Origin of the sequence: Bartonella sp. CL25QHWL, from assembly GCF_042195335.1 — a bacterium.
GTDB lineage: Bacteria > Pseudomonadota > Alphaproteobacteria > Rhizobiales > Rhizobiaceae > Bartonella.
The window spans coordinates 167,600-185,634 of record NZ_JBHIOE010000003.1 but is presented as its reverse complement, the minus strand read 5'-3'; the positions used below and the strand labels follow the sequence as shown (position 1 = coordinate 185,634).

The 18,035-nt window shown below is 40.9% G+C and carries 29 protein-coding genes and 1 pseudogene; all 30 read left to right on the top strand.

Features of this window, described 5'->3' with window-relative positions; all coding sequences use genetic code 11:
* Positions 1-65 (top strand): annotated as a pseudogene (locus tag ACFILY_RS03225) (elongation factor Tu); the annotation flags it as partial.
* Positions 66-125: 60 nt separating this feature from the next.
* Positions 126-434 (top strand): 30S ribosomal protein S10, encoded by a 309-nt coding sequence (rpsJ, locus tag ACFILY_RS03220; protein ID WP_005773267.1) that lies wholly within the window; start codon positions 126-128, stop codon positions 432-434.
* 27 nt (positions 435-461) lie between these two features.
* On the top strand, positions 462-1,199 hold the full coding sequence (gene rplC / locus ACFILY_RS03215) for a 50S ribosomal protein L3 (protein ID WP_273791404.1): 738 nt from the start codon (positions 462-464) through the stop codon (positions 1,197-1,199).
* A gap of 2 nt (positions 1,200-1,201) precedes the next feature.
* Positions 1,202-1,822, top strand: coding sequence for a 50S ribosomal protein L4 (rplD, locus tag ACFILY_RS03210; protein WP_273791405.1), 621 nt, complete (start codon positions 1,202-1,204; stop codon positions 1,820-1,822).
* Entirely contained in the window at positions 1,819-2,112 is a 294-nt protein-coding gene (locus tag ACFILY_RS03205; RefSeq protein ID WP_273723987.1) for a 50S ribosomal protein L23, read from the top strand. The genes rplD and ACFILY_RS03205 overlap by 4 nt, the downstream gene beginning before the upstream one ends.
* A 20-nt stretch (positions 2,113-2,132) precedes the next feature.
* Entirely contained in the window at positions 2,133-2,966 is an 834-nt protein-coding gene (rplB, locus tag ACFILY_RS03200; protein ID WP_273791406.1) for a 50S ribosomal protein L2, read from the top strand.
* A gap of 15 nt (positions 2,967-2,981) precedes the next feature.
* The gene (gene rpsS / locus ACFILY_RS03195) at positions 2,982-3,260 is read left to right on the top strand and encodes a 30S ribosomal protein S19 (protein WP_004855734.1); all 279 of its coding nucleotides are present in this window, start codon (positions 2,982-2,984) and stop codon (positions 3,258-3,260) included.
* Between the two features lie 2 nt (positions 3,261-3,262).
* Positions 3,263-3,652 (top strand): 50S ribosomal protein L22, encoded by a 390-nt coding sequence (gene rplV, locus ACFILY_RS03190; RefSeq protein ID WP_273791407.1) that lies wholly within the window; start codon positions 3,263-3,265, stop codon positions 3,650-3,652.
* Positions 3,652-4,362 carry a 30S ribosomal protein S3 gene (rpsC, locus tag ACFILY_RS03185; protein WP_273791408.1) on the top strand — a complete coding sequence of 237 codons (711 nt, stop codon included), beginning with the start codon at positions 3,652-3,654 and terminating at the stop codon, positions 4,360-4,362. The genes rplV and rpsC overlap by 1 nt, the downstream gene beginning before the upstream one ends.
* Positions 4,363-4,398: 36 nt before the next feature.
* Entirely contained in the window at positions 4,399-4,812 is a 414-nt protein-coding gene (gene rplP / locus ACFILY_RS03180; protein WP_273791409.1) for a 50S ribosomal protein L16, read from the top strand.
* A gap of 12 nt (positions 4,813-4,824) precedes the next feature.
* Entirely contained in the window at positions 4,825-5,025 is a 201-nt protein-coding gene (gene rpmC / locus ACFILY_RS03175) for a 50S ribosomal protein L29 (RefSeq protein ID WP_273791410.1), read from the top strand.
* A gap of 11 nt (positions 5,026-5,036) precedes the next feature.
* Positions 5,037-5,276: a 30S ribosomal protein S17 gene (rpsQ, locus tag ACFILY_RS03170; protein ID WP_012231991.1), complete on the top strand. Its 240-nt coding sequence runs from the start codon at positions 5,037-5,039 to the stop codon at positions 5,274-5,276.
* Between the two features lie 144 nt (positions 5,277-5,420).
* Positions 5,421-5,789: a 50S ribosomal protein L14 gene (gene rplN / locus ACFILY_RS03165; protein WP_004855715.1), complete on the top strand. Its 369-nt coding sequence runs from the start codon at positions 5,421-5,423 to the stop codon at positions 5,787-5,789.
* Between the two features lie 12 nt (positions 5,790-5,801).
* Complete coding sequence (gene rplX, locus ACFILY_RS03160; protein WP_015856579.1) at positions 5,802-6,116, top strand: 50S ribosomal protein L24; 315 nt, start codon at positions 5,802-5,804, stop codon at positions 6,114-6,116.
* On the top strand, positions 6,109-6,666 hold the full coding sequence (gene rplE, locus ACFILY_RS03155) for a 50S ribosomal protein L5 (RefSeq protein WP_273791411.1): 558 nt from the start codon (positions 6,109-6,111) through the stop codon (positions 6,664-6,666). The genes rplX and rplE overlap by 8 nt, the downstream gene beginning before the upstream one ends.
* Before the next feature lie 24 nt (positions 6,667-6,690).
* Positions 6,691-6,996, top strand: a complete 306-nt coding sequence (rpsN, locus tag ACFILY_RS03150) for a 30S ribosomal protein S14 (protein ID WP_273791412.1) — start codon at positions 6,691-6,693, stop codon at positions 6,994-6,996.
* A gap of 14 nt (positions 6,997-7,010) precedes the next feature.
* Positions 7,011-7,409: a 30S ribosomal protein S8 gene (rpsH, locus tag ACFILY_RS03145; protein ID WP_375637438.1), complete on the top strand. Its 399-nt coding sequence runs from the start codon at positions 7,011-7,013 to the stop codon at positions 7,407-7,409.
* 39 nt (positions 7,410-7,448) lie between these two features.
* Positions 7,449-7,982, top strand: coding sequence for a 50S ribosomal protein L6 (gene rplF / locus ACFILY_RS03140; protein ID WP_273791413.1), 534 nt, complete (start codon positions 7,449-7,451; stop codon positions 7,980-7,982).
* Between the two features lie 12 nt (positions 7,983-7,994).
* The gene (gene rplR / locus ACFILY_RS03135; protein WP_273791414.1) at positions 7,995-8,357 is read left to right on the top strand and encodes a 50S ribosomal protein L18; all 363 of its coding nucleotides are present in this window, start codon (positions 7,995-7,997) and stop codon (positions 8,355-8,357) included.
* Positions 8,358-8,468: 111 nt separating this feature from the next.
* Positions 8,469-9,017, top strand: coding sequence for a 30S ribosomal protein S5 (rpsE, locus tag ACFILY_RS03130; protein ID WP_273791415.1), 549 nt, complete (start codon positions 8,469-8,471; stop codon positions 9,015-9,017).
* A gap of 31 nt (positions 9,018-9,048) precedes the next feature.
* Positions 9,049-9,255, top strand: coding sequence for a 50S ribosomal protein L30 (rpmD, locus tag ACFILY_RS03125; RefSeq protein ID WP_375631283.1), 207 nt, complete (start codon positions 9,049-9,051; stop codon positions 9,253-9,255).
* A gap of 20 nt (positions 9,256-9,275) precedes the next feature.
* The gene (rplO, locus tag ACFILY_RS03120; protein WP_273791417.1) at positions 9,276-9,743 is read left to right on the top strand and encodes a 50S ribosomal protein L15; all 468 of its coding nucleotides are present in this window, start codon (positions 9,276-9,278) and stop codon (positions 9,741-9,743) included.
* Between the two features lie 162 nt (positions 9,744-9,905).
* On the top strand, positions 9,906-11,252 hold the full coding sequence (gene secY / locus ACFILY_RS03115) for a preprotein translocase subunit SecY (protein ID WP_273791418.1): 1,347 nt from the start codon (positions 9,906-9,908) through the stop codon (positions 11,250-11,252).
* A complete protein-coding gene (locus tag ACFILY_RS03110; RefSeq protein WP_375631284.1) occupies positions 11,249-11,827 on the top strand; it encodes an adenylate kinase in 579 nt (192 codons plus the stop codon). The genes secY and ACFILY_RS03110 overlap by 4 nt, the downstream gene beginning before the upstream one ends.
* A gap of 181 nt (positions 11,828-12,008) precedes the next feature.
* Positions 12,009-12,377, top strand: coding sequence for a 30S ribosomal protein S13 (gene rpsM, locus ACFILY_RS03105; RefSeq protein ID WP_026500557.1), 369 nt, complete (start codon positions 12,009-12,011; stop codon positions 12,375-12,377).
* 115 nt (positions 12,378-12,492) lie between these two features.
* Positions 12,493-12,882 (top strand): 30S ribosomal protein S11, encoded by a 390-nt coding sequence (gene rpsK, locus ACFILY_RS03100; protein WP_007347762.1) that lies wholly within the window; start codon positions 12,493-12,495, stop codon positions 12,880-12,882.
* Between the two features lie 94 nt (positions 12,883-12,976).
* Entirely contained in the window at positions 12,977-13,990 is a 1,014-nt protein-coding gene (locus ACFILY_RS03095; RefSeq protein ID WP_273791420.1) for a DNA-directed RNA polymerase subunit alpha, read from the top strand.
* A gap of 24 nt (positions 13,991-14,014) precedes the next feature.
* Complete coding sequence (gene rplQ, locus ACFILY_RS03090) at positions 14,015-14,443, top strand: 50S ribosomal protein L17 (protein WP_273791421.1); 429 nt, start codon at positions 14,015-14,017, stop codon at positions 14,441-14,443.
* Positions 14,444-14,712: 269 nt separating this feature from the next.
* Complete coding sequence (locus ACFILY_RS03085; protein WP_375637439.1) at positions 14,713-16,107, top strand: DegQ family serine endoprotease; 1,395 nt, start codon at positions 14,713-14,715, stop codon at positions 16,105-16,107.
* An 8-nt stretch (positions 16,108-16,115) separates the two neighbouring features.
* Positions 16,116-17,441: a replication-associated recombination protein A gene (locus tag ACFILY_RS03080; RefSeq protein ID WP_375631286.1), complete on the top strand. Its 1,326-nt coding sequence runs from the start codon at positions 16,116-16,118 to the stop codon at positions 17,439-17,441.
* The last annotated feature ends 594 nt before the right edge of the window (positions 17,442-18,035 follow it).

The following is an 18,035-nucleotide window of genomic DNA, read 5'->3' as shown; positions in this document are numbered from 1 at the left end:
GTTTTGCTATTCGTGAAGGTGGTCGTACTGTTGGTGCCGGTATCGTCTCTAAGATCATTGAATAAATAATGCTTGTTGAGTGCTTTAATTATTAATGCACTTTGTATAACAGGGAAATAAAGAGCATGAACAGTCAGAATATTCGCATTCGCTTGAAAGCGTTTGATCATAGAATTCTTGATACGTCGACGCGTGAGATTGTATCGACTGCTAAACGTACCGGTGCAAATGTCCGTGGTCCCATTCCGCTTCCGACGCGGATTGAGAAGTTTACGGTCAATCGTGGACCGCATATCGATAAGAAAAGTCGTGAGCAGTTTGAGATGCGAACACATAAGCGTCTTCTTGACATTGTTGATCCAACGCCGCAAACAGTGGATGCGCTTATGAAGCTCGATCTTTCTGCTGGTGTGGATGTAGAAATTAAGCTCTGAGGTTTGAGGACAGAAGGAACAGACCCGATGCGTTCAGGTGTAATAGCACAGAAGCTGGGCATGACCCGTATTTATAATGATGCTGGTGAGCATGTGCCGGTGACGGTACTTCGTTTGGAGAATTGTCAAGTCGTTGCTCAGCGTACAGTTGAAAAGAATGGTTATACTGCTGTTCAATTAGGTGTAGGCTTTGCTAAGGTTAAGAATACTTCACAAGCTCTTCGTGGACATTTTGCTAAGGCTTCTGTTGAGCCTAAAGCCAAAATAGCAGAGTTTCGTGTGAGTCCCGACAATCTTCTTGATGTTGGTACTGAGATTACAGTGGAACATTTTGTTCCAGGACAAAGAGTTGATGTGACTGGTACCAGTATTGGTAAGGGGTTTGCTGGTGTTATGAAACGACATAACTTTGGTGGGCATCGTGCTTCCCATGGTAATTCGATCACACATCGTGCTCACGGTTCTACAGGGCAGTGCCAAGATCCTGGTAAAGTTTTTAAAGGCAAAAAAATGGCCGGCCATATGGGGCAAGTGCGTGTAACAACACAGAATATTGAAGTTATTTCCACTGATAGTGAGCGTGGTTTAATTTTAGTGCGTGGTGCTGTTTCTGGTTCTAAAGGTTCTTGGATTTTGATACGGGATGCTGTGAAGAAGCGTCTTCCTGATAATGCTCCAAAGCCTGCCGGTATTCGCCGTCTTGTGAAGGAGAAAGCGGAAATGGTTACTCCGGTGACGGAAACCTCTGAAGTTGAGGGAGCCTAATAATGGATCTTGTAATTAAAACTCTTGATGGTAATGAAGCTGGCAAATTAAAGGTTTCTGAAGCTATTTTTGATCTTGTTCCGCGTGAGGATATTTTGCAACGTGTTGTTCGTTGGCAGCTTGCACGTCGTCAGCAGGGAAGTCATCAATCCCAAGGTCGTTCTGATGTGTCGCGAACAGGGGCAAAAATGTTTAAACAGAAAGGAACTGGGCGTGCTAGACATTCATCTGCACGTGCACCGCAGTTTAGAGGTGGGGGTAAGGCGCATGGACCAGTGGTTCGCAGCCATGCGCATGATCTTCCTAAAAAGATTCGTGCTCTTGGGTTGCGTCTTGCTTTATCTGCAAAATTAAAAGCAAAAGATTTGATTATTGTGGATGAGTTGACTGTTAAGGATGCTAAAACGAAGATGCTTGTTTCTCATTTTTCTAAGCTTGGATTTAATAACGCTCTCTTGATTGGTGGTAAAGAGATTGATATTAACTTTTTTCGTGCAGCCTCTAATATCCCTAATATTGACATTTTGCCTATTCAGGGAATTAATGTTTATGATATTTTGCGTCGCAGCAAACTTGTTTTATCAAAAGCAGCTGTTGAGGCTCTTGAGGAGCGTTTTAAATGACAGATCTTCGCCATTATGATATAATTATTAGTCCAGTTATTACTGAAAAGGCGACTATGATTTCTGAATATAATCAAGTTGCTTTTAATGTCGCGCCGAAAGCGACGAAGCCTGAGATTAAGGCTGCTATTGAAGCGCTTTTTAGCGTAAAAGTTAAAGCAGTTAACACGATAGTCCGTAAGGGTAAAGTGAAGCGTTTCAAAGGTATAGTTGGTCGGCAGAGTGATGTCAAAAAAGCGATCGTAACTCTGGCCAGTGGTCAGACTATCGACGTTTCGACAGGTCTTTAAGAGGCTCGGAGATAGGAATAATGGCACTTAAGCAATTTAATCCAACTACACCTGGGCAGCGTCAGCTTGTTATTGTGGAACGTTCTTGTCTTTATAAGGGAAAACCTATAAAGATGTTAACTGAAGGTTTGTCTTCAAAGGGTGGACGTAATAATCGCGGTCGTGTTACTGCTCGTTTTCAGGGTGGTGGACATAAACGTAGTTATCGGTTTGTCGACTTTAAGCGTCTTAAACGTGATGTTTCAGCAAAGGTTGAGCGTTTAGAATACGATCCTAATCGTACCGCTTTTATTGCTTTAATCCGCTATGAGGATGGGCAATTGAGTTATATTCTTGCGCCACAGCGTCTTGGTGTTGGTGATTCTGTTATGGCTGGTTTAAATGTGGATGTTAAACCAGGTAATGCTATGCCTCTTGGTAATATGCCTGTAGGCACAATTATTCATAATGTTGAGATGAAGCCAGGAAAAGGAGGGCAGATTGCGCGTTCAGCAGGTGCTTATGCGCAGTTGGTTGGACGAGATCATGGTATGGCTATTCTTCGTTTAAATTCTGGTGAACAGCGTTTGGTTCCGAGTAGCTGTTTTGCAACTGTTGGCGCTGTTTCAAATCCTGATCATGGGAATATTAATGATGGTAAGGCGGGTCGGTCACGTTGGCGTGGTAAACGTCCACATGTTCGTGGTGTTGCTATGAACCCCGTTGATCATCCGCACGGTGGTGGTGAAGGTCGTACATCGGGGGGGCGCCATCCAGTATCTCCTTGGGGTAAACCTACGAAAGGTAAGCGTACGCGCTCCAATAAAGCCACTGATAAATTTATTATGCGTACGCGTCATCAACGCAAGAAATGAGAAAGGTAGTCTGAAGTGGTTCGTTCAGTGTGGAAAGGTCCGTTTGTTGACGGCTATCTTCTTGGTAAAGCAGAGAAGGTACGTGCAAGTGGGCGCAATGAAGTTATAAAAATATGGAGTCGTCGCTCTACTATTTTACCGCAATTTGTTGGTTTAACTTTTGGTGTTTACAACGGTAATAAGCATATTCCTGTTTCTGTTTCTGAAGAGATGGTTGGGCATAAGTTTGGTGAGTTCGCTCCTACCCGGACTTATTATGGTCATGGTGCCGATAAAAAAGCGAAGAGGAAGTAGGAATGGGAAAAGCTAAAGTTTCGCGCCAGCTTAAAGATAATGAAGCAAGAGCTGTCACGCGGACAATTCGTGTTAGTCCGCAGAAGCTTAATTTAGTTGCTGCAATGATTCGTGGTAAAAGAGTTAATGTAGCGCTCGCTGATTTGATGTTTTCACGCAAGCGTATTGCTGCTACTGTGAAAAAAACGCTTGAATCAGCAATTGCAAATGCAGAAAATAACCACGATCTTGATATTGATTCGCTTGTTGTGGCGGAAGCTTATGTTGGTAAGTCGATAGTGATGAAGCGCTTTCATGTTCGTGGTCGAGGGCGTGCTAGTAGAATTGAACGTCCATTTTCGCATCTTACTGTTATTGTTCGTGAAGTTACCGAAAAAGTGGAGGCCGCGTAATGGGGCAGAAGATCAATCCAATAGGACTTCGTCTTGGTGTTAATCGGACTTGGGACTCTCGTTGGTATGCTGATAGTGGTGAATATGGGCGCCTTCTTCATGAAGATTTGAAAATTCGTTCATATGTGCTTGAGGAGCTTAAACAGGCGGCTATTTCTAAGGTTGTTATTGAGCGTCCTCATAAGAAGTGTCGTATTACGATTCATTCTGCACGTCCTGGTTTGATTATTGGTAAAAAGGGTGCTGATATCGAAAAGCTTCGTCGTAAGCTTTCAGAAATGACGGATGCTGAAACTTCATTGAATATTGTGGAGATTCGTAAACCGGAGATTGATGCGACAATTATTGCGCAATCAATTGCTCAACAGTTAGAGCGTCGTGTTGCTTTTCGTCGTGCAATGAAGCGTGCTGTTCAGTCTGCTATGCGTCTTGGTGCGGAAGGTATTCGTATCAATTGTTCTGGCCGTCTTGGTGGTGCTGAAATTGCTCGTATGGAATGGTATCGTGAAGGTCGTGTTCCACTTCATACCTTGCGTTCTGATGTTGATTACGGTACAGCAGAAGCTAAGACCGCTTATGGTATTTGTGGTATTAAAGTTTGGGTCTTTAAGGGTGAGATTCTTGAGCATGATCCGATGGCTTCAGAACGTCGTGCTACGGAAGCTGATCAATCTGGTTCTTCATCGAATCGTCGCCGCGAAAATGCTTAGTTTTTGAGATTGAACTAAAATTTGGAGTAGAGAACAATGTTGCAGCCAAAGCGCACAAAGTTCCGTAAACAGTTCAAAGGCCGTATTCACGGTTCTGCGAAGGGTGGTACGGATTTGAATTTCGGTGCCTACGGTTTGAAGGCTGTTGAGCCGGAGCGGGTTACTGCTCGTCAAATTGAAGCGGCGCGTCGTGCGATTACACGTTATATGAAGCGTTCTGGTCGTGTGTGGATTCGCATTTTTCCAGATCTTCCGGTTACATCTAAACCGACTGAAGTTCGTATGGGTAAAGGTAAGGGAAGTGTTGATTATTGGGCTGCACGTGTTGCTCCTGGGCGCGTCATGTTTGAGCTTGATGGAGTTCCGGAAGATGTTGCACGTGAAGCGCTAAGGTTGGGTGCTGCAAAGTTGCCTATAAAAACGCGTTTCATCCAGCGTATTGCTGAATAATGAGGTTAAGCGATGAGAGCCACAGAATTACGGGCGCAAACGCTCGACCAAATGAAAGATGAATTGGCTAAGTTAAAGAAAGAGCAATTTAATTTGCGTTTTCAAAAAGCAACAGGTCAATTAGAAAAGACTGCGCGTGTTAGACAAGTTCGTCGTGATATTGCGCGTATTAAAACTTTTCTTCGTCAAAAGATAAGTGAAACTAAGGTTTAAGGAAATAAGAGATGCCTAAACGCGTTTTGCAGGGTGTTGTTATTAGCGACAAAAGTGATAAGACTGTTGTTGTCAAAGTTGAACGCCGTTATTCTCATCCGCTTCTTAAGAAGACTGTTCGGCAGTCTAAAAATTATAAAGCGCATGACGAAAACAACCAATTCAAGATTGGGGATCAAGTTTCTATTCAAGAATCTAGACCAATTTCGAAAGATAAATGTTGGATTGTTGTAAAAGACAATGTAGCGTAATGGGTTAAGTTTATTGTTTTAGAATTTAACAGTGTTTTTATCATTGATAAATTTGAAGGCGATGAATTTATCGTTATTTGGCAGGCAAATCCGAGTGTATAAAAGGTACAATCGGATATATGTGTTAAGAGAAGGTGGCCAGTCATGATTCAGATGCAAACAAATCTCGACGTTGCTGATAATTCTGGAGCGCGTCGTGTCATGTGCATCAAGGTGTTAGGCGGTTCAAAGCGGAAATATGCTTCGGTCGGTGACATTATTGTTGTTTCGGTTAAGGATGCAATTCCTCGTGGCCGTGTTAAAAAAGGTGATGTTATGAAAGCTGTTGTGGTTCGTACTGCTAAGGATATTCGTCGCGCAGATGGTAGTGTCATTCGTTTTGATAGTAATGCTGCGGTTTTAGTGGATAATAAAAAAGAGCCGATTGGTACTCGTATCTTTGGACCTGTTCCCCGCGAATTGCGTGGTAGGAATCATATGAAGATCATCTCGCTTGCTCCTGAAGTTCTATAAGGAGTAAATGTTATGCAGAAGATTCGAAAAGGTGATAAAGTTGTTGTTTTGTCCGGTAAGGATAAAGGATGTAGTGGTGAAGTAATTAAGGTTAGTCCAAAAGAGAATAAGGCTTTTGTTCGTGGGATTAATATGATTAAACGTCATCAACGTCAAACGCAGAAGCAAGAGGCTGGAATTATTTCTAAAGAAGCTCCGATTCATCTGTCTAATTTGGCGATTGCTGATCCTAAAGATGGTAAGCCTACACGTGTAGGCTTTCGTATGAATGCAGATGGTAATAAGGTGCGTTTTGCCAAGCGTTCGGGAGAGTTGATTAATGGCTGAGGAAAGACAAGTACCGCGTATGAAAGCGCATTATTTTGAAGTGATTCGTAAAGCGCTTCAAGAGAAGTTTAATTACAGAAATGCGATGCAAATTCCGCGGATTGATAAAGTTGTAATAAATATGGGCATAGGTGAAGCAACTGCTGATTCGAAGAAGCCTTCCCTTGCTGCTGAGGATTTAGGGCTAATAACGGGTCAGAAGGCTGTTGTTACGCGTGCGCGTAATTCTATCGCGACCTTTAAGGTTCGTGAAGGAATGCCTCTTGGGGCTAAAGTTACATTGCGTAAAGATCGTATGTTTGAGTTTTTAGATCGTCTTGTTACGATTGCTCTTCCGCGGGTTCGTGACTTTCGTGGTTTAAATCCAAAGAGTTTTGATGGTCGTGGCAATTTTGCTATGGGTATTAAAGAACACATTGTGTTTCCAGAAATCAACTATGATAAAGTTGATCAAATTTGGGGCATGGATATTATCGTTTGTACGACAGCAAAAACGGATGATGAGGCTCGTGAATTATTGCGTGCTTTTAATTTTCCTTTTCGTTCGTAACGGCAAACATAGTGAGGTGAGATTATGGCCAAAGTAAGTGCCGTTGAAAAAAATAAGCGTCGTGAGGTGATGGTAAAGCGTTATGCTGCCCGTCGTGCACGTTTGAAAGCAATAGTTATGGATCAGAAGGTTTCTCTTGAAGAACGTTTTAAAGCTTCTGTTCAGTTGGCAGAGTTACCGCGTAATTCTTCGAAAGTTCGTATTCGTAATCGCTGTGAGGTTTCAGGTCGTCCGCGGGCTTATTATCGTAAATTAAAAATGTCGCGAATTGCGTTGCGTGAGCTTGGCTCTATTGGCTATATTCCTGGTATTGTAAAATCTAGTTGGTAAGAGGAGATTATTTAATGTCTATGTCAGATCCTCTTGGTGATATGTTAACACGTATTCGTAATGCACTTGGTCGTAAAAAAGGTAAAGTAGTTACTCCAGCTTCGAAGCTTCGTGCGCACGTTCTTGATGTTCTTCAGTCGGAAGGTTATATTCGCGGATATAATCAAATTGATTTAGGTGATGGGAAAGCTGAGATTGAAATCGAATTGAAGTATTTTGAAGGGCTGGCTGCTATTCGTGAGATTGCACGTGTATCAAAGCCAGGGCGTCGTGTGTATGTTTCTGCTAAGTCACTTCCACAGGTGGCTAATGGTCTTGGTATTTCGATTTTATCGACTCCTAAAGGCGTCATGGCAGATCATGAGGCGCGTGAACAGAATGTTGGTGGAGAACTCCTTTGTCGTGTTTTCTAAGTTATGTCAAGAAAACGGAAGAAAAAGTAGGTTAGAACAATGTCTCGTATTGGAAAGAAACCCATTTCAATTCCTTCTGGAGTTACTGCTACTGTTGAAGGTCAGCTGGTTAAGGCAAAAGGTCCAAAAGGTGAGCTGAGTTACGTCGTCAATGATGAAGTCTTAGTCAAACTTGAGGAAAATATTATATCAGTTATGCCGCGGGATCAGTCAAAAGATGCGCGTTCTAAATGGGGAATGTCGCGCTCAATGATTGAGAACATTTTTTGTGGTGTGAAAGATGGTTTTGAAAAGAGGTTGGAGATTAATGGGGTTGGTTATCGTGCTGCTTTGCAGGGTAAGGATGTTCAACTATCTCTGGGCTTTTCGCATGATGTGGTTTATAAAGTTCCGTCGGGTGTTACTGTGACTGTTCCTAAGCCAACAGAAATTGTTGTTTCTGGAATTGATAAACAGCAAGTTGGACAAGTTGCAGCGGAGATTCGGGAGTATCGTAGGCCTGAACCTTATAAAGGTAAGGGTGTTAAGCATGCAGATGAACGTATCTTCCGTAAAGAAGGTAAAAAGAAATAAGGATTTTGTATTATGGTTTCATCTAAGGACATTATCCAACGTCGTGCAAGGCGTGTTCGTCGTAGAATTAAAATGGTTTCTCATGATCGTCCTCGGCTTAGTGTTTATCGTTCAAATCAGAACATTTATGCTCAAGTTATCGATGATTTGCGGGGATGTACACTTGTTTCAGCCTCTACTCTTGAAAGTGATTTAAAAAAGTCGTTAAAGAGTGGTGCTGATAAAAAGGCAGCTTTTGCTGTTGGTAAGTTAATTGCTGAGCGTGCGAAGAAAGCGGGTGTTAATGAGGTGGTTTTTGATCGTGGAGCGTATGTGTACCATGGTCGCGTCAAAGCTTTAGCTGAGGCTGCTCGTGAAGGTGGTTTGAATTTCTAAAATTTCTTATTTATGAATGAGTAAGGAGAGTTTAGAGTTTTTCGTTTAAGTTCTTCCAGTTTGGTGAGGGACTTTGTTATCGTGCTTCCGGAAAAGAAAAAGGAATGAGGAATGGCACAAAAAGAACGTGGTGATAGAGAAGAACGCGATAATGAATTTGTCGATAGGCTCGTTCATATCAATCGTGTTGCTAAAGTTGTAAAGGGTGGTCGGCGTTTTGGTTTTGCTGCTCTTGTTGTCGTTGGAGATCAAAAAGGACGTGTGGGTTTTGGACATGGTAAAGCCCGTGAAGTTCCCGAAGCCGTTCGTAAAGCAACGGAATCTGCAAAGCGTGGGATGATTTATGTTCCGCTTCGGTCTGGGCGTACATTGCATCATGATCTTGAAGGTCGTCACGGAGCTGGGCGTGTTTTGCTACGTTCGGCTTCTGCTGGTACTGGTATTATTGCTGGGGGACCGATGCGTGCTATTTTTGAAGCTCTTGGTATGCAGGATGTCGTTGCAAAATCGCTAGGATCGTCGAATCCTTATAACATGGTTCGTGCAACATTTGATGCATTGAAACATCAAATGCATCCTAGGGATATTGCTGCTCAACGTGGTATAAAATATTCGACTTTGCAGGCGCGTCGTCGCCATTTAGTTGACCTAGAAGGGTAGTTTCTGAGATTATCAGAAAAGGAATTAGGAAATGGTTCAGAAAAAATCTCAGAGTAATAAAACTGTGACGGTGGAGCAAATTGGAAGCCCTATTCGAAACTCACAGATTCAGCGTGCAACCTTAAAGGGGCTTGGACTAAATAAAATGCGTCGTCGGCGCGTTTTAGATGATACACTTTGTGTGCGGGGTATGATTGCTCGGGTTCGGCATCTTGTTCGCGTTATAGATGAAGGTTAAGGGTTGCGGGAGTATTATATATGAAACTCAATGAACTGCGTGATTGCGAAGGCGCAATAAAAAATCGTAAGCGTGTTGGGCGTGGCATTGGTTCCGGTATGGGTAAGACTGGTGGTCGTGGTGTAAAAGGGCAAAAGTCACGTTCTGGTGTTTCCCTTAATGGTTTTGAAGGTGGGCAAATGCCTATCTATCGTCGTTTGCCAAAACGTGGATTTAGAAATTTCTTTGCCAAAACCTACAATGAAGTTTCACTAGGACGTATTCAGTTGGCAGTTGATGCGGGTAAGTTGAATATTGAAAAGCCTGTTGATATGATTGCTTTGAAAGAGTCTGGTATTATTCGTCGTGAAAAAGATGGGGTTCGTCTTCTTTCTGATGGTGATTTGAAGGCTAAGATTACCTTTCATGTTTCTGGTGCTTCACAAGCTGCTCGTGTTAAGATTGAAAAAGTGGGTGGTCAGGTCATTTTTCCTGATATTGCTCGATAATTTTTTTAATATGGATAGAGACCTAAAGAAGAATTATATTTGTTTTGTGGGATCTTTTGTGGAGACTTGTTTAAGTTCTGCATTTATTTGTGTATGCGTATGTGAATTTTAGGATTATACTTCTGTGATTTAAAGAACTGGAGTGTAAAGTGGAGACGTTTTATGGCATCAGCAGCAGAGCAATTTGCTTCCAATATAAACTTCGGTACCTTTTCGCGTGCAACTGAATTAAAGAAACGCATCTGGTTTACTCTGTTGGCGCTTCTTGTATATCGTTTTGGCACTTACATCTCTCTTCCAGGTATCAATATCGATGCTTTGCGGCAAACATTTGAACATCACGCGTCTGGTGTATTAGGACTCTTTAATATGTTTGCTGGAGGTGCCGTTGGGCGTATGGCTATTTTTGCGCTGGGTATCATGCCTTATATATCGGCATCTATTATTGTGCAATTGTTAACATCTATTATTCCTTCTTTGGAGACTCTTAAAAAAGAAGGGGATTTAGGTCGTAAGATTATCAATCAATATACGCGTTATGTAACAGTCGTATTGGCAATTCTACAAGCTTTTGGTATTGCGGTTGCGCTTGAAAGCGGTATAGGGTCGGGGCTTCAAATTGTTTTAGAACCAGGTCTTATGTTTCGTTTTTCTTCTGTTATTACACTTGTTGGCGGAACGATGTTTCTTATGTGGCTTGGCGAGCAAATTACGTCACGTGGTGTTGGTAATGGGGTTTCTCTTATCATTTTTACAGGGATTGTAGCCAACTTTCCTTCTACTTTTGCTCAGCTTTTGACAGCTCATAGTCAGGCTGATTTATCAACTTTTCTTTTAATAGGAATCGTTCTTATTGCTGTTTTGGTTATTGGGCTTATTGTTTTTATAGAGCGTGCACAACGGCGAATTCTTATCCAATATCCGAAACGTCAGGTCGGTAATCAAATGTTTCAAGGAGATATGTCGCATCTTCCTTTAAAGTTGAATACTGCTGGTGTTATTCCACCTATTTTTGCTTCATCTTTATTATTATTGCCTGCCACTATTAATAATTTTTCTGATAAAATGCCACAATGGGTTCAGGAGATTTCTTATGCTCTTGGTCATGGACAGCCACTTTATATGATTGTTTATGCATTTTTAATGGCGTTTTTTTGCTTTTTTTATACAGCTATTGTGTTTAATCCAAGTGATACTGCAGATCAGTTGAAAAAGCATTCTGGTTTTATTCCAGGGATTCGTCCAGGTGAGCGTACAGCCGAATATATTGATTACGTTTTGACGCGTATTACTGTTGTGGGCGCTGTTTATATTATCTTGGTTTGTTTGTTACCTGAATTTATGATATCTGCATTACAGGTTCCTTTTTATCTTGGGGGAACATCCTTGTTGATTGTTGTTACTGTTACACTTGATACGGTTGCTCAAATTCAGGGGCATCTTGTTGCCCACCAATATGAAGGGTTGATAAAAAAATCAAAACTTCGTGGAGGTAGAAGGAATCGATGAGAGTTATTCTTTTAGGTCCTCCTGGAGCGGGAAAAGGTACGCAAGCAAAAATGTTGACTGAGGAATATAACATTCCTCATTTATCAACAGGGGATATGTTGCGTGAGGTGATTGCCAAAGAAACGGAGATTGGTAAAAAAGCTAAAGCTATTATAAGTTCTGGTGCTTTGGTTCCTGATAGTATTGTTAACCAAATCGTATCAGATCGGATTGATGAAGCTGATTGTGTAAACGGTTTTGTTTTGGATGGATATCCGCGAACTGTGGGGCAGGCGGAAGCGTTGCAACAGATACTGGATTCAAAAAATACGCGGCTTAATGCTGTTATTGAGTTGTGTGTTGATGAAGACGTGTTGATTGAACGTATGAAGAAGCGTGTTGAGGAAACAATAGCGGCTGGTGGACAGGTTCGTTTAGATGACAATCCTGTTGCTTTTGCAAAAAGATTAGTGGAATATCGTGAAAAAACTGCTCCCTTATCAAAGTTTTATTCAGAGAGGGGAATGTTGAAAGTTGTTGATGGAATGATTGGTGTTGCTGAAGTGACACGTATGATTAGAAGTTTTCTTTCATGAGATTTTTTTTAGAAATAAATGAAAAGAGTTGACTTTTGAGATGAAATCTATCAGAAGTAAATTTAATTTATTTTAGTGAAATAAGAGGATTCGGAAGAATTTTTTTCTGAGTCTATTTTTTTTCTGTAAGGTATATCAGGTATTTTATAACAATTTGTCAAAATAACTAAGGAGAGTAGGCGTGGCTCGTATTGCTGGCGTCAATATCCCGACAAATAAGCGTGTAATTATTGCGCTTCAATATATCCACGGGATTGGACCAAAATTTGCTCAAGAAATTATTGAAAGAGTTGGCATTCCTTTGGGGCGTCGTGTGCATGAGCTTTCAGATGCTGAGGTGCTGCAGATTCGTGAGGCTATAGATCAGGGCTATCAAGTTGAAGGTGATCTTCGTCGTGAGGTTGCTATGAATGTTAAGCGTTTGATGGACCTTGGTTGTTATCGAGGATTGCGTCATCGCCGGTCTTTGCCTGTCCGAGGACAGCGTACACATACGAATGCCCGTACGCGTAAAGGTCCGGCTAAGGCAATTGCTGGTAAGAAGAAATAAGGGCCTTTGTGGAAGGTTTTTATATATTATTTTTTCTTGTTTGATTTGTTTGACAAGGAAAAAAAGGTGGAGCTGCTGATGTTACGGCAGTGATGAGATCGTTGAAAGGGAAATTATGGCCAAGGAAGCCACACGTGTTCGTCGTCGCGAACGTAAGAATATTTCATCGGGTGTTGTGCATATTAATTCAACATTTAATAACACAATGATTACTATTACTGATGCTCAGGGTAATGCAATTGCTTGGTCATCTGCTGGGGCTCAGGGGTTTAAAGGTGCGCGTAAATCGACACCTTTTGCTGCTCAAGTTGCTGCGGAGGATTGTGCAAGAAAAGCGCAAGAGCATGGTATGCGTTCTTTGGAAGTCGAAGTTTGTGGGCCTGGATCAGGGCGTGAATCTGCTCTACGTGCATTGCAATCTGTTGGTTTTGTCATTACTTCTATTCGCGATGTAACACCAATTCCTCATAATGGATGTCGTCCACGGAAAAGGCGGCGTGTTTAATTGGGTGTTGTTTTTTGTTGTCGGAGATTTCTCTGATGTTCACATTGGTCGTTACGATTGAATGGTAACGGAACTAAAGAACGGGAATAAAAATATGATCCAGAAAAACTGGCAGGAACTTATTAAACCCAATAAGGTTGAATCATGTGCACATGATAATCCAAATATTATAAGTGTGATTGCTGAGCCTCTTGAGCGTGGTTTTGGTTTAACCTTAGGAAATGCGCTTCGTCGCGTGTTGTTATCTTCGCTTCGTGGTGCTGCTATTACTGCTGTGCAGATTGACGGTGTCTTGCATGAATTTTCATCGATTCCAGGTGTGCGTGAGGATGTTACGGATATTATTCTGAATATAAAAGAAATTGCGCTTCGTATGGAAGAAGAAGGGCCTAAACGTGTCGTCGTTTATAAAGAGGGGCCTGGTGTCGTGAAAGCGGGAGATATAAGTACAGTCGGGGATATGGAAATTCTAAATCCAGATCATGTTATTTGTACTCTTGATGAAGATGCTGAGATTCGTATGGAATTTATTGTCAACACAGGAAAGGGTTATGTTCCATCTGATCGTAATTGTGTTGATGATGCACGTATAGGGCTTATTCCAATTGATAGTCTTTATTCACCAATTCGTAAAGTTTCTTATAAAGTGGAAAATACGCGTGAAGGTCAAGTTTTGGATTATGATAAATTGACCTTAACGATTGAAACGAATGGTGCTGTTAATGGAGAGGATGCTGTTGCTTTTGCAGCACGCATTCTTCAGGATCAATTATCGTTATTTATTAACTTTGAAGAGCCACAGAAGGAGCCTATTGAAGAGGTTGATTCTGAGCTTTCTTTTAATCCTGCACTTCTCAAAAAAGTGGATGAATTAGAACTTTCAGTTCGTTCGGCAAATTGTCTTAAGAATGATAATATTGTCTATATTGGTGATCTGATTCAAAAAACAGAATCTGAAATGCTTCGGACACCGAATTTTGGTCGCAAATCGTTGAATGAGATTAAAGAAGTTTTGGCGTGTATGGGTTTACATCTTGGAATGGAAATTCCTGCGTGGCCGCCTGAGAACATTGATGATCTTGCAAAACGTTATGAAGATCAATATTAAAATTAGAATTTAAGGAGAGGGCTTATGCGCCATAGTAAGTCAGGACGCAAGTTGAATCGTACTGCCAGTCACCGTAAAGCGATGTTTGCAAATATGGCAACTTCGTTGATCGAGCATGAGCAGATTGTGACAACGCTTCCAAAGGCTAAAGAAATTCGTCCTATTGTTGAAAAACTCGTTACTCTTGGTAAGCGTGGTGGTTTGCATGCGCGTCGGCAAGCAATTGCAGCACTTCGTGATGCGGGAAAGGTTGCAAAATTATTTGATACGCTTGCGCCACGTTATGCATCACGCAACGGTGGGTATTTGCGTATTATGAAAGCGGGGTTTCGTACCGGTGATAATGCACCCATGGCTGTTATAGAGTTTGTTGATCGTGATGTTGAAGCGAAGGGTGCTGGGGATCGTGCTCGCATGGAGGCTTCTGAGAATGAAAAGGGAACATCTTCGTAGAGTTTTTTTTATTCTGTTGGATTTTTAAAGGCCGCCTTGTTTTGGGCGGTTTTTTTGTGAGTATTTTTAAGTTTATTTTAGTTGAGAAATAGGTGCAGAGAGAAAATTATAGAGTATTGAATTATCTTATTTTTATAATATTTATTGTTCGAATAGGTTGTTTTTATTCTCTATTATGAAATATTAATAGAGATCCTTAATTTGCGGGGATGCGTTTTTTTATTCTATTAATCTTCAACAGAATGTGCTGATTTTATAAGGAGTGGATTATGAGGTATTCTTTTTGGGTGCGGATTTTTTTTGCAATTATGATGCAGATATCATTTGATCATGTATATGCTCATGTTCCTCAAACACAAACAGAAATCACTCTTTCATTTTCTCCTTTAGTTAAAAAGACAGTTCCATCTGTTGTAAATATTTATGCAGCTCGACAAATTAGAGCACGATCACCTTTTGAAGGCGATCCATTTTTTGAGCAATTTTTTGGTCGTTTTCAAAATAAATTTCCTGTTCGTAAGCAATCGTCATTAGGATCAGGGGTGATTGTTGATGCATGTGGTTTGATTGTTACAAATTACCACGTCATTAAAGATGCAAGCGAAATTAAAGTGGCTTTTTCTGATGGGCGGGAGTTTGAGAGTAAGGTTGTGCTCAAAGATGAAGCGACTGATATTGCAATTCTTGAAGTTGAGGAAAAAGATGCTCAATTTCCTGTTCTTTCTTTGGGAAATTCTGATGCTGTTGAAGTTGGTGATCTTGTTCTGGCTATTGGTAATCCTTTTGGTGTTGGTCAAACAGTTACAAGTGGTATTGTTTCAGCGCAAGCGCGTACACGTGTTGGGATTTCTGATTTTGACTTTTTTATTCAAACAGACGCAGCCATTAATCCAGGGAATTCTGGTGGCGCTTTAATTGATATGAAAGGTCAGTTAATCGGAATTAATACGGCTATTTATTCGCGTTCCGGTGGTTCGGTAGGGATTGGTTTTGCTATTCCAGTTAATCTTGTAAAAGTAATGCTTAATACTGTTAAACGCGGTGGAAAATATTTTGTGCCGCCTTATATTGGGGCTTCTTTTCAAAATGTTACACCTGATATTGCTGGTGGTTTAGGTTTAGAACGTCCCTATGGTGCTCTGATTATTGAAGTTATCAAAGATAGTCCTGCTGAAAAAGCTGGATTGAAAGTAGGTGATGTTATTTTGAGTGTGCAGGGGGTACGCGTTGACAGTCCAGATAGTCTTGGTTATCGTTTGATGACAGCTGACGTTGAGCATAGTCTTGCCTTGGAATATTTACGAAGTGGAAAAACTTTAAAAACACAAATAACAGTTTCATCAATATCAGAAACTGCATTTTTAAAATCTGAAAAAATTACGGGTGACAGTCCTCTTGCTGGTGCTGAGGTGTTAGATTTAACACCGCAAAATAGTCGACGTTTTCATCTTCCTATATCTGCAAAAGGGGTTGTGATTACCAATCTTGAGGAAATGAGCAATGCAGCTGGAATTTTTCAGTCAGGAGATATTCTACGTGTTGTAAATGGCCATAAAATTCAAACAGTTCATCAGTTGAAAAAGGTTCTTATGCAAGGTCGCTCAAATATGTGGCAATTGGAATATGAACGTGATGGTATGTATATTCGCCAATTTATTCGTTGAGGTTTTTTTTGAAGAAAGATTTTTTTACTTCGTCGTTTGATTTTCAAGTTAATAAAAATCAGCCACTTGCAGAAAGAATGCGCCCTTGTTCTCTCAATGATGTTGTGGGACAAAAGCATTTGATTGGAGAGGATGGTTTGCTTTCACGTATGGCGGCAACTGGCTCAATTGGATCGATGATTTTTTGGGGACCTCCAGGGACGGGAAAAACGACCGTTGCACGTTTGTTAGCCCTTGAAACAAATTTCGCGTTTGAACAGGTTTCTGCTATTTTTACAGGAGTTTCTGAACTTAAAAAGATTTTTGAAGTTGCGCAGAGGCGTTTTATATCTGGGGATAAAACACTTCTCTTTGTTGATGAAATTCATCGGTTTAATCGTGCTCAGCAGGATAGTTTTCTTTCTGTGATGGAAGAGGGTACTGTGGTACTTATAGGTGCAACAACCGAAAATCCTTCTTTTGAACTGAATGCTGCCCTTCTTTCGCGTGCACGTGTTTTAACATTTCTTTCTCATGATCATGAAAGTTTGGACATGCTTTTGAAGCGTGCTGAAGAAGTGGAGGGAAAAACTCTTCCCTTGGATAATGATGCCAGAGACGTTTTGATAGAGATGTCTGATGGTGATGCGCGGGTAGCGTTAACATTGGCAGAGGAAGTTTGGTCTATTGCTCCATTGGGAGAGATTCTTGATGTTGTTGCTTTGCAAAAAGTTATTCAGCGTCGTGCGCCCATTTATGATAAAGGACGAGATGGGCATTATAATCTCATTTCAGCGTTGCATAAATCCGTTCGTGGATCTGATCCTGATGCTGCGCTTTATTATTTGGCACGTATGTTGGATGCTGGTGAAGATCCTCTCTATATTGGGCGAAGATTGGTTCGTATGGCTGTTGAAGATATTGGTTTGGCGGATCCTCAAGCTCTTGTCATTTGTAATGCAGCAAAAGATGCTTATGATTATTTAGGATCACCAGAAGGAGAGTTGGCTTTGGCGCAAGCATGTCTTTATGTTGCAACTGCGCCAAAGTCAAATGCAGCATATCTCGCGTATAAAGCAGCACTGCGTTGTGCGCGCAAAAATGGCTCTTTATCACCTCCTAAGCATATTCTTAATGCTCCTACGAAATTTATGAAGGAAGAAGGGTATGGAAGTGGTTATTGTTATGACCATGATGAACCAGACGCTTTTTCAGGACAAGAATATTTTCCCGAAAAACTTGGGCGTCAGAGTTATTATAAACCAGTTGAGCGTGGTTTTGAGCGTGAAATTGTGAAACGTCTTGAGTGGTGGCAACAGTTGCGCAAAAAACGTAAAGATCAAAGTAAAATTTGAGTTGAAATACGTTTTTTATTGATCTCTTATGTTATTGTATGAGAAATTTAGCTTATATTTTAAACATTTATTGCATTGCTTGTAGAGATTTTTTTTGATATCTTCGAAAGTACATAGTTTTTCAAATTTAAATATATCATTCAACTTTTAAGCTGCTTTATTTTTTTTGGTTTTATTAAATAATATATTGACTTATAATAATAGACTGTTTCGTAAGTTGAATGAAAGTTTCAAATACCGTAAATTTCTCTCATCCCAAGTCTGTTATTTGTTGAATCAATCAAATCATTTACTTGCATGTTACAAGCAGGATTACCGTGTGATAAAAACTGTACAAGAAAGGACTAAAAATCCTTCTTATGAATTGTCTCAAGTGCCGAGAACTGTTGCAACATTGGGGGATGATAAATAGTGTGATGGGTGCCGGCTTTCTCCTTCCATAGAGTAAAGATGGTGGCGCCTAAAGGGTTTTGTAGTATACCACATTCATAGGTGTTGTCACAAAACGAGCTTAGAAGTTTTGAGAGATGTTTCTTAAATCAAGTGTATGAATATGCAACACAATGGCGTTTTGTTCTTCGATGCAATAGGGTA

Coding starts and splice junctions, on each gene's coding strand:
- rpsH (WP_375637438.1), top strand. CDS start 7,011: ATGTCTATGTCAGATCCTCTTGGTGATATGTTAACACGTATTCGTAAT.
- rplP (WP_273791409.1), top strand. CDS start 4,399: ATGTTGCAGCCAAAGCGCACAAAGTTCCGTAAACAGTTCAAAGGCCGT.
- rplE (WP_273791411.1), top strand. CDS start 6,109: ATGGCTGAGGAAAGACAAGTACCGCGTATGAAAGCGCATTATTTTGAA.
- rpsE (WP_273791415.1), top strand. CDS start 8,469: ATGGCACAAAAAGAACGTGGTGATAGAGAAGAACGCGATAATGAATTT.
- secY (WP_273791418.1), top strand. CDS start 9,906: ATGGCATCAGCAGCAGAGCAATTTGCTTCCAATATAAACTTCGGTACC.
- rplO (WP_273791417.1), top strand. CDS start 9,276: ATGAAACTCAATGAACTGCGTGATTGCGAAGGCGCAATAAAAAATCGT.
- rpsK (WP_007347762.1), top strand. CDS start 12,493: ATGGCCAAGGAAGCCACACGTGTTCGTCGTCGCGAACGTAAGAATATT.
- rplQ (WP_273791421.1), top strand. CDS start 14,015: ATGCGCCATAGTAAGTCAGGACGCAAGTTGAATCGTACTGCCAGTCAC.
- ACFILY_RS03095 (WP_273791420.1), top strand. CDS start 12,977: ATGATCCAGAAAAACTGGCAGGAACTTATTAAACCCAATAAGGTTGAA.
- ACFILY_RS03110 (WP_375631284.1), top strand. CDS start 11,249: ATGAGAGTTATTCTTTTAGGTCCTCCTGGAGCGGGAAAAGGTACGCAA.
- rpmC (WP_273791410.1), top strand. CDS start 4,825: ATGAGAGCCACAGAATTACGGGCGCAAACGCTCGACCAAATGAAAGAT.
- rplR (WP_273791414.1), top strand. CDS start 7,995: ATGGTTTCATCTAAGGACATTATCCAACGTCGTGCAAGGCGTGTTCGT.
- rplV (WP_273791407.1), top strand. CDS start 3,263: ATGGGAAAAGCTAAAGTTTCGCGCCAGCTTAAAGATAATGAAGCAAGA.
- rplX (WP_015856579.1), top strand. CDS start 5,802: ATGCAGAAGATTCGAAAAGGTGATAAAGTTGTTGTTTTGTCCGGTAAG.
- ACFILY_RS03085 (WP_375637439.1), top strand. CDS start 14,713: ATGAGGTATTCTTTTTGGGTGCGGATTTTTTTTGCAATTATGATGCAG.
- rplD (WP_273791405.1), top strand. CDS start 1,202: ATGGATCTTGTAATTAAAACTCTTGATGGTAATGAAGCTGGCAAATTA.
- ACFILY_RS03205 (WP_273723987.1), top strand. CDS start 1,819: ATGACAGATCTTCGCCATTATGATATAATTATTAGTCCAGTTATTACT.
- rpmD (WP_375631283.1), top strand. CDS start 9,049: ATGGTTCAGAAAAAATCTCAGAGTAATAAAACTGTGACGGTGGAGCAA.
- rpsN (WP_273791412.1), top strand. CDS start 6,691: ATGGCCAAAGTAAGTGCCGTTGAAAAAAATAAGCGTCGTGAGGTGATG.
- rpsJ (WP_005773267.1), top strand. CDS start 126: ATGAACAGTCAGAATATTCGCATTCGCTTGAAAGCGTTTGATCATAGA.
- rpsC (WP_273791408.1), top strand. CDS start 3,652: ATGGGGCAGAAGATCAATCCAATAGGACTTCGTCTTGGTGTTAATCGG.
- rplN (WP_004855715.1), top strand. CDS start 5,421: ATGATTCAGATGCAAACAAATCTCGACGTTGCTGATAATTCTGGAGCG.
- rplB (WP_273791406.1), top strand. CDS start 2,133: ATGGCACTTAAGCAATTTAATCCAACTACACCTGGGCAGCGTCAGCTT.
- rplC (WP_273791404.1), top strand. CDS start 462: ATGCGTTCAGGTGTAATAGCACAGAAGCTGGGCATGACCCGTATTTAT.
- rpsQ (WP_012231991.1), top strand. CDS start 5,037: ATGCCTAAACGCGTTTTGCAGGGTGTTGTTATTAGCGACAAAAGTGAT.
- rplF (WP_273791413.1), top strand. CDS start 7,449: ATGTCTCGTATTGGAAAGAAACCCATTTCAATTCCTTCTGGAGTTACT.